This window comes from Vibrio sp. 2-1-2a, from assembly GCF_032648565.1.
GTDB classification, from domain to species: domain Bacteria; phylum Pseudomonadota; class Gammaproteobacteria; order Enterobacterales; family Vibrionaceae; genus Vibrio; species Vibrio diabolicus.
Genome location: NZ_WBOH01000007.1, coordinates 147,623 through 153,938 on the forward strand (window position 1 = coordinate 147,623; position 6,316 = coordinate 153,938).

Sequence of the window (6,316 nt, forward strand, 5' to 3'; positions counted from 1 at the left end):
GAGGTGGCTTATATGTTTACCGATATTCAATCAACCCCACCTAGTGGATTGACCCAACAGGTTTCCTCTGTGAAGAAGGGTTAAAATGCTTACAGCAAATGCTGGCAGAGTATCAGGCGCAAATAACGTTCCCCAAAAGCTAAAAATCATATCCGATATGAATACGATTTAGACCATATCGATTGCGAGAGAAACGAGATTACTTTTTATCGTCATATTAATCATTCAGATGGCACCAGACACGAAGTGCAGTATGTTGTTGGGATTGAGGAGTTTGTCAATGCGCATGTTTTTGACTCTGAGAAAGTTGGTGGGGAGAAAGGTTGCACGATCTTCACTGAAGATCTTGTGCTGAATAAAGCAGAGTATAAAGAAAACTCAGAACTCAATATGAGTGATTATGAGCTAACAGAAAAAAACAAAGCAAAAATTGATGAATATTTGAAAGAGCGTCAAGAGGCTATGGAGGCTCGAACTGACGAAGAAGGATATAACGCGCAAATCGCCAAGATTAATCAGCAATCTGCAAAAATCGGTGAGTTGGCTGCGGATGACTTTGTTCGAAGTAAACGTCCTAATGCTAAGTTGCTTCATCCTAAAGATATTGGAACCTCAATCTCGAAGCCGGGCGACTTTGACATGGTTTATGAGGTGGAGGAGCCACCACCAGGTGAAATTATCATTGTTGAGGCCAAAGGGGGGAGCAGCCCGCTGGGTAGCCGTAAGCTCGGAAATATGGCATATCAGCAAGGGACAACTGAATATGCAACTGCAATTACTGATTTAATGGCTCAAAAGGACAAAGATACAACCGAATGGAAAGCGGCCAGAAGTATAAATAAAGCATTGAGAAAAAAAATTCCTGTTAGATATATTCACACCACAGCAGCTATTTCTGATGCTGGAGAGGTTTCTTCAGTTAATGTAAAAGAATTTAACGTAGAGTTAGGATTTGATTAGATGTCTGATAATAAAAAGAAAGTTAGCATAGAGAGAAAGGCGGAACCTCAATTGACACCAAATGATGTCGCTGAATACCAAATGTATATCAATGAAGATTTAGATGAGCGCAAAGAGCTAATAGCAATCCGTAGAGAGAACTTAGTCGCTCTTAGCGACGACGTTTCAGAACAAGTGAGGTGGTATACTTGCTTTCCATCTTCAATAGAAACTGAACAAATCGGAACACTTTGCCTTTATGAGGCGTCATTGATGCGTGCTTTTTACCATCAACTTGCCATTAAACCAAGCGAACCTCAAAGCGTTAAATTACCTGATTATCCAGAAGTGACATGGAAAGGCGAAGGTATTTTGAAAACTGGATGTTTACACCCTAATCGATGGTTGGATGCTTATTTTACTTCGGTGATTGTGCGTGATAAACCTAGTATGGACATATTGGCGAACTTTCCGATTTCTTTGATGAGACAGAGCTCTACCAAAGCGGGTGAGCTGTCTTATATGCTAGTAGACGTCATTCAGTCGTTCCACAACCGCACATCGGACTATCCTGATAAGCTGGTTGCAGCAATGGACGCAGCGGTAGCTCAAGGAGATAACTGGGCGTTGGAAATTGCGATGGGGATCCTAGAAACCTTCGCAGCGCTCACTACTAATATTGGTTATGATTTTGAGGAAGTGCTCGTTAAAAACCTACAGTTTCAAGAGAAATATCATCTTCGAGAATTAGGACCCGACAGGATAGGCATCCGAACTTTTATTAACTTCCCTCTTCTTGGCATGGCCTGTATGTGGTACGACAAAGGCAACCGTTTATCTATTGAAACCGGTTGGCTTCCTCCTTATCTCGTCGAGGGGCGTTGGCTAGAAGATGTAAAAGCAGGGAAGATCACTCGATAAACTCCTTTAGTTAGCCATTCAGTATATAAGCCACCTCTCATGAGGTGGCTTATATGTTTGAGGTGGGGAGCTTGTTGTTTGTTGAACGCTCCATCATTGGTGGCATTACCAATATGCAATCCACCATATCCAGTGGATTGACCCAACAGGTTTGGGGCTGCCAATGCTGGCATAGTATAAAAAACTCTGAACTCAATACGAGTGATTATGAGCTAACAGAAAAAAACAAAGCAAAAATTGATGAATGCTTGAAAGAGCGTCAAGAGGCAATGGACGCTCGATATGGCGAAGAGGGATAAAACGCTCAAATTGGTAATATTAACCAACAGTCTGCAAAGATAGGTGAGTTGGCCGCGGATGACTTTGTCCGGAGTAAACGTCCTAATGCTAAGCTGCTTCATCCCAAAGATATTGGAACCTCAATTTCGAAGCCGGGCGACTTTGATATGGTCTACGAGGTGGAAGAGCCACCACCAGGTGAAATTATCATTGTTGAGGCTAAAGGGGGTAGCAGCCCGCTGGGTAGCAGAAAAATTGGAAATATGGCATATCAGCAAGGGACAACGGAATACACTGCAGAAATCACCAACCTAATGTCTGAAAAAAGGAAGGGACGACTGAAAAATAACAGCAAGACAAATCCAAGATGCAGCTTTATCCGGCATACCTATTCGATATATACATACTCAAGCAAGCATTCAAGAGAACGGGGATGCATCGGATGTAAAACTAAAAGTGGCAGAGTTTAAAATTAATTCTAAAGGGCTAATTTAAAATGCAAAGTAAAGTTGTAGAACGCAAAGCAACCCCTGAGTTGAGTCAAAGTGGGGTTTCTTCTGAGAAAGAATTTATCAATAAAATATTAGATAAAAGAAAAGAAGGCCTTAAAATCCGGCGGGAAAACCTGGTCAGTCTTGGTGATTTCGCCATTGACCAGGTTCGCTGGTATACCTGGTTTCAAACCTCGCATGAAGACGAACAAATTTGTACATTACGTCTTTACGAAACTTCTCTAATGGGCGCTTGTTATCATCGACTTGCTAGGAATCCCAATGATGAATTAACTATCAAGATTCTCGACTATCCTGAAGTAAAGTGGGACGGGGAAGGTATTTTAAAAACGGGGTGCATAAATCCTAATAGATGGATTGATATGTATTTTATATCGGCAATTGTGCGTGACAGGCCAAGTTTAGACGCATTGGCGAACTTTCCGATTTCTTTGATGAGACAGAGCGCTACTAAAGCGGGTGAGCTGTCTTACATGTTAGTAGATGTCATCCAGTCGTTTCATAATCGCACATCGGACTATCCTGATAAACTGGTGGCCGCGATGGACGCGGCAGTTGCTCAGGGTGATGATTGGGCGTTAGAAATCGCCATGGGTATTTTGGAAACTTTTGCTGCCCTGACAACTGACATCGGTTATGACTTTGAAGAGGTATTAGTTAAGAACCTACAGTTCCAAGAGCAATACCAAATGAGGCTTGATAAACCAGAGGACTTGATTTCTATAGAAACTTTCATATCTTTCCCTCTTCTTGGCATGGCCTGTATGTGGTACGACAAAGGCAACCGTTTATCTATTAAAACCGGTTGGCTTCCTCCTTATCTCGTCGAGGGGCGTTGGCTAGAAGATGTAAAAGCAGGGAAGAACACTCGATAAACTCCTTTAGCAAATCAATATATAAGCCATCTCTTATGGGGTGGCTTTTATGTTTGAGGTGGGGAGCTTGTTGTTTGTTGAACGCTCCATCATTGGTGGCATTACCAATATGCAGTCCACCATATCCAGTGGATTGACCCAACAGGTTTGGGGTAGCCAATGCTGGCATAGTATAAAAAAGTCTGAACTCAATACGAGTGATGATGAGCTAACAGAAAGAAACAAAGCAAAAATTGATGAATGCTTGAAAGAGCGTCCAGAGGCATTGGACGCCCGATATGGCGAAGAGGGATATAACGCTCGAATTGGTAATATTAACCAGCAGTCTGCAAAAATTGGTGAGTTGGTCGCGGATGACTTTGTTCGGAGTAAACGTCCTAATGCTAAGCTGCTTCGTCCCAAAGATATTGGAACCTCAATTTCGAAGCCGGGCGATTTTGATATGGTTTACTAGGTGGAAGAGCCACCACCAGGTGAAACTATCATTGTTGAGGCTAAGGGTGGTGGAAGTCAGTTAGGTAGCAGAAAAATAGGAAACGAAGCATATCAACAAGGGAAAACTGAGTATGCGGCAGCAATAACAAAGTTAATGCAATGGGGACGAAGGAAAGACGAGCAGGAAATCAAATTAAAAAGGCAATGTACGATGGTATCCCGATCAGATATTTACATGTGCAAACTCCAATCAACAAAAAGGTTGCTAAAGTGCGAGTCAAGGAGTTCTCAATTAACCAAGGAAAATGGAAGCGAGGTCTTGCAACGTGATTATGCAAATTGAGCGAAAGGCTAACCCTAAATTAAATCAGGAGCATGAATTAGAATTGGTGGAAGAGATAAACGATGATTTAGATAAAAGAAAACGAAGACTCTTGATTAGAAGAGAAAACCTTGTGGATATGGTCGATTCCTATGAAGAGATAGTAAGGTGGTATACATGGTTACCTCAATCTATACCAAATGAGCAAATCGGAACTCTTTGTCTCTACGAAGCATCTGTGATGAGATCTTTTTATCATCAGTTAGTGCTGAATCCAAATGAGCCTCAACGTTTAAAATTACCCGATTGTCCAGAAGTAACATGGGATGGTGAAGGTATTTTAAAAACAGGCTTCATTTGTCCTTCAATGTGGCTAGATGCTTATTTTACTTCGGTGATTGTGCGTGATAAACCCAGCATGGATGTATTGGCGAACTTTCCGATTTCTTTGATGAGACAGAGCTCTACCAAAGCGGGTGAGCTGTCTTATATGCTAGTAGACGTCATTCAGTCGTTCCACAATCGCACATCGGATTATCCTGATAAACTCGTCGCAGCAATGGACGCAGCGGTAGCTCAAGGGGATAACTGGGCGTCGGAAATTGCGATGGGGATCCTAGAGACCTTCGCAGCGCTCACTACTAACATTGGTTATGACTTTGAGGAAGTGCTAGTCAAAAACCTACAATTCCAAGAAAAATATCATCTTCGAGAATTAGGACCAGATAGGACAGGCATCCGCACTTTTATTAACTTCCCTCTTCTTGGCATGGCTTGCATGTGGTACGACAAAGGCAACCGTTTATCAGTTGAAACTGGTTGGCTTCCTCCCTATCTCGTCGAAGGACGTTGGCTAGAAGAAGTAAAAGCAGGGAAGATCACTCGATAAACCCCTTTAGTTAGCAATTCAGTATAATAACGTTCAAATCGCCAAGATTAATCGGCAATCTGCAGAAATTGGTGAGTTGGCCGCAGATGACTTTGTCCGGAGTAAGCGTCCTAATGCTAAGCTGCTTTATCCCAAAGATATTGGAACCTCAATTTCGAAGCCGGGCGAGTTTGATATGGTTTACGATGTGGAAGAGTCTCCACCAGGTGAAATTATAATTGTTGAGGCCAAAGGGGATAGCGGCCCGCTGGGCAGCCGTAAGATTGGAAATATGGTATATCAGTAAGGGACAACGGAATACATTGCAGAAATCACCAACCTAATGTCTGAAAAAAGAAGGACTGAAAAATAACAGCAAGCAAATCTAAGATGCAGCTTTATCCGGCGTACCTATTCGATATACATACTCAAGCATGCATTCCAGAGAACGGGGATGCATAGGATGTAAAACTAAAAGTGGCAGAGTTTAAAATTAATTCTAAAGGACTAATTTAAAATGCAAAGTAAAGTTGTAGAACGCAAAGCAAACCCTGAGTTGAGTGAAAGTGGGGTTTCTTCTGAGAAAGAATTTATCAATAAAATATTAGATAAAAGAAAAGAAGGCCTTAAAATCCGGCGGGAAAACCTGGTCAGTCTTGGTGATTTCGCCATTGACCAGGTTCGCTGGTATACCTGGTTTCAAACCTCGCATGAAGACGAACAAATTTGTACATTACGTCTTTACGAAACTTCTCTAATGGGCGCTTGTTATCATCGACTTGCTAGGAATCCCAATGATGAATTAACTATCAAGATTCTCGACTATCCTGAAGTAAAGTGGGACGGGGAAGGTATTTTAAAAACGGGGTGCATAAATCCTAATAGATGGATTGATATGTATTTTATATCGGCAATTGTGCGTGACAGGCCAAGTTTAGACGCATTGGCGAACTTTCCGATTTCTTTGATGAGACAGAGCGCTACTAAAGCGGGTGAGCTGTCTTACATGTTAGTAGATGTCATCCAGTCGTTTCATAATCGCACATCGGACTATCCTGATAAACTGGTGGCCGCGATGGACGCGGCAGTTGCTCAGGGTGATGATTGGGCGTTAGAAATCGCCATGGGTATTTTGGAAACTTTTGCTGCCCTGACAACTGACATC

6 protein-coding genes and 3 pseudogenes are annotated in these 6,316 nt (G+C 42.2%); all 9 read left to right on the forward strand.

Going from position 1 to position 6,316, the window contains the following annotated elements:
• Positions 1 to 2: 2 nt before the first annotated feature.
• Positions 3 to 960: pseudogene (locus F7Y48_RS18855) on the forward strand (type IV secretion protein Rhs); the annotation flags it as partial.
• Positions 961 to 1,860 carry an immunity 49 family protein gene (locus tag F7Y48_RS18860; RefSeq protein ID WP_031851770.1) on the forward strand — a complete coding sequence of 300 codons (900 nt, stop codon included), beginning with the start codon at positions 961 to 963 and terminating at the stop codon, positions 1,858 to 1,860.
• Between the two features lie 179 nt (positions 1,861 to 2,039).
• A pseudogene (locus F7Y48_RS23620) lies at positions 2,040 to 2,634 on the forward strand (type IV secretion protein Rhs); the annotation flags it as partial.
• Between the two features lies 1 nt (position 2,635).
• Positions 2,636 to 3,526, forward strand: a complete 891-nt coding sequence (locus tag F7Y48_RS18870) for an immunity 49 family protein (protein WP_316685249.1) — start codon at positions 2,636 to 2,638, stop codon at positions 3,524 to 3,526.
• Between the two features lie 49 nt (positions 3,527 to 3,575).
• Positions 3,576 to 3,980 (forward strand): hypothetical protein, encoded by a 405-nt coding sequence (locus tag F7Y48_RS18875; RefSeq protein WP_316685250.1) that lies wholly within the window; start codon positions 3,576 to 3,578, stop codon positions 3,978 to 3,980.
• On the forward strand, positions 3,981 to 4,304 hold the full coding sequence (locus tag F7Y48_RS18880) for a hypothetical protein (protein ID WP_104969454.1): 324 nt from the start codon (positions 3,981 to 3,983) through the stop codon (positions 4,302 to 4,304).
• Positions 4,294 to 5,172, forward strand: coding sequence for an immunity 49 family protein (locus F7Y48_RS18885; RefSeq protein WP_256951845.1), 879 nt, complete (start codon positions 4,294 to 4,296; stop codon positions 5,170 to 5,172). Before F7Y48_RS18880 ends, F7Y48_RS18885 begins: the two co-directional genes overlap by 11 nt.
• Before the next feature lie 28 nt (positions 5,173 to 5,200).
• Positions 5,201 to 5,613, forward strand: a pseudogene (locus F7Y48_RS23625) (hypothetical protein); the annotation flags it as partial.
• A 55-nt stretch (positions 5,614 to 5,668) separates the two neighbouring features.
• On the forward strand, positions 5,669 to 6,316 hold a 648-nt coding region (locus F7Y48_RS18890), incomplete at its 3' end, for an immunity 49 family protein (RefSeq protein ID WP_316685251.1).

Coding starts and splice junctions, on each gene's coding strand:
- F7Y48_RS18860 (WP_031851770.1), top strand. CDS start 961: ATGTCTGATAATAAAAAGAAAGTTAGCATAGAGAGAAAGGCGGAACCT.
- F7Y48_RS18870 (WP_316685249.1), top strand. CDS start 2,636: ATGCAAAGTAAAGTTGTAGAACGCAAAGCAACCCCTGAGTTGAGTCAA.
- F7Y48_RS18875 (WP_316685250.1), top strand. CDS start 3,576: ATGTTTGAGGTGGGGAGCTTGTTGTTTGTTGAACGCTCCATCATTGGT.
- F7Y48_RS18885 (WP_256951845.1), top strand. CDS start 4,294: ATGCAAATTGAGCGAAAGGCTAACCCTAAATTAAATCAGGAGCATGAA.